Source organism: Albidovulum sp. (genome assembly GCF_041919395.1).
In the GTDB taxonomy this organism is placed as follows: domain Bacteria; phylum Pseudomonadota; class Alphaproteobacteria; order Rhodobacterales; family Rhodobacteraceae; genus Albidovulum.
Genome location: NZ_JAYRTX010000196.1, coordinates 1 through 1,915 on the forward strand (window position 1 = coordinate 1; position 1,915 = coordinate 1,915).

2 protein-coding genes are annotated in these 1,915 nt (G+C 69.0%); both read right to left on the reverse strand.

The annotated features are described in order from the left end of the window. Positions 1–1,785 (reverse strand): CocE/NonD family hydrolase (locus ACMUOO_RS17335; RefSeq protein ID WP_413855821.1); only part of this gene is annotated, 1,785 nt, incomplete at its 3' end. 7 nt (positions 1,786–1,792) lie between these two features. Further along, positions 1,793–1,915 (reverse strand): trimethylamine methyltransferase family protein (locus ACMUOO_RS17340; protein ID WP_413855822.1); only part of this gene is annotated, 123 nt, incomplete at its 5' end.

Here is a 1,915-nt window from a genome sequence, read left to right on the forward strand (position 1 = left end):
GGCGGTGATGGTCTGGCCGATGTCGGGCATCTCGCGCGCGGAGGTCCAGCGCGGGAAGTCGACGACCATTTCTCCTGTCAGAAGATCGCGGCGGACGGACCGGCGCACCCGGGTCTCGACCGGCAGATCGACCGAGGGCGGCGGCGCGGCCATCTCGGGCGGGTCGAAGGCGCGCAAGGCGGCGTCGGCGGGATCGGGCGGGCGGACCGGCAACTCGAGCCTGCTTTCGCCCGTCATGACGGTTAGCGTCGCCAGTTCCGGCGAGGGCCAGCAGATCGGCCAGTAGGTCGTCGACAGCGAGACCGCGATGCGGTGGCCGGCCGGGAAGGCATGGGCGATGTCGTCGAGGTCGATCACCGCGTCGTAAACCTGCCCTGGCACAAGAGCTTTCGCTTGTTCGTGGCTGTCGCGGTGGGTGAGGTTGAGGCAGCCGAGCGTCACCCTGGTGGACCTTCCGTCCGGCATGACATCGTTGAGCCGCACCGCGACGAGCGCGAGGGGCCTGTCGCAGGAAAAGCGCAGGTGCAACTGCGGTGCCCCGAGTATCTCGGTTCGCTCGGCCAAGGGCTCGGTCACGAATACGAGCGAACCGCCGTCATCCTCGCGCTGGTCGGTCGGCCATTCGGCGTCGTCGCCGTAGCGCCCGACCTCGCCGGCGGCGAGCCCGACCCAGAGAGGCGACGCGATCGCGACACCCGCCGCCGCGCCCGCGTGATCGTCAAGCCGGCCGCGCGGATTGAGGTGAAGCACCCGGTGCTCGATGCGCGGCGAGGGCCACACCGCCTCGGCCACCCAACGGCCCGGACGCTCGCGGTAGCAGGTCGAGGGCGCCACGCTCTCCTGCATCCAGACCCGGTACATCGGATCGCCCATGACCCCGCCCGGCGTTCCCTTCATCCAGTGGTCGCACCAGCGCCTGACCTCCTGCAGCCAGCCGATCGCGGGCTTCACGGTCACGTCGTGAGGGAAGGAATGCGCCCATGGCCCGATCAGCCCGCGCCGGGGACCGGAAAGCCCCGCAAGAAGGCGCGGCACGCTTTCGGAATAGTTGTCGGCCCAACCGGAGACCGCAAGAACCGGGATCGAGATGCGCGAGAAATCCTCGCAGACCGAGCCGTGCTTCCAGTAGCCGTCGCGGCGCTGATGGGCGAGCCAGTGCAGGATCCACGGGCTGTTGTGGCGCATCCGGGACTGCCACATCGCGCGCCACGCCGGCCCGACGATCTCGGGGTCGGGCGGCAGGTCGTTATGGGCGAACATCGTCGCCGACCAGTCGAAATTGTCCTTCGACAGGCAGCCGCCGACCCAGTGGATGTCGGTGGCATAGCGGTCGTCCGTAGAGCCGACGGTGATGATCGTCTTCAGCGCCGGTGGCCGGCGCGCCGCGATCTGGAGGCCGTTGAACCCGCCCCATGAAATCCCGTACATCGCCACCTGCCCGTCGCACCAGTCCTGCGCGGCGATCCAGGCAATGGCGTCGCCGCCGTCGCGGATTTCCTGCTCGGTGTATTCGTCGTCGATCAGCCCCTCGCTGTCGCCGGTGCCGCGAATGTCGAGCCTGACGCAGGCATAGCCGTGACCGGCCAGCCACGCGTGCATCTTCTGGTCGCGGGCCCTTGTCCCCTCGCGCTTGCGATAGGGCAGGTATTCGAGGATCGCGGGCACCGGCCCCGCCCCCCGCGGCCGCCAGAGCTTCGCCGCCAGCCGCGTGCCGTCGGGCATCGGCACGAAGAGGTTCTCGACGATCTCGACCTCGTGGGGGAATGTCTTGCGGATCGGTGTCATACTCGCCTCAGTTCATCGGTGCTCCGCCCTCGGCCTTGCGGCGGGCGACGTAATCGTCCAGCGCCTCGGCGACGGAGGGGTCGAGGCTCGGTTCCTCGTAGTCGGCCAGAAGCGCCTTCCAGACGGCATT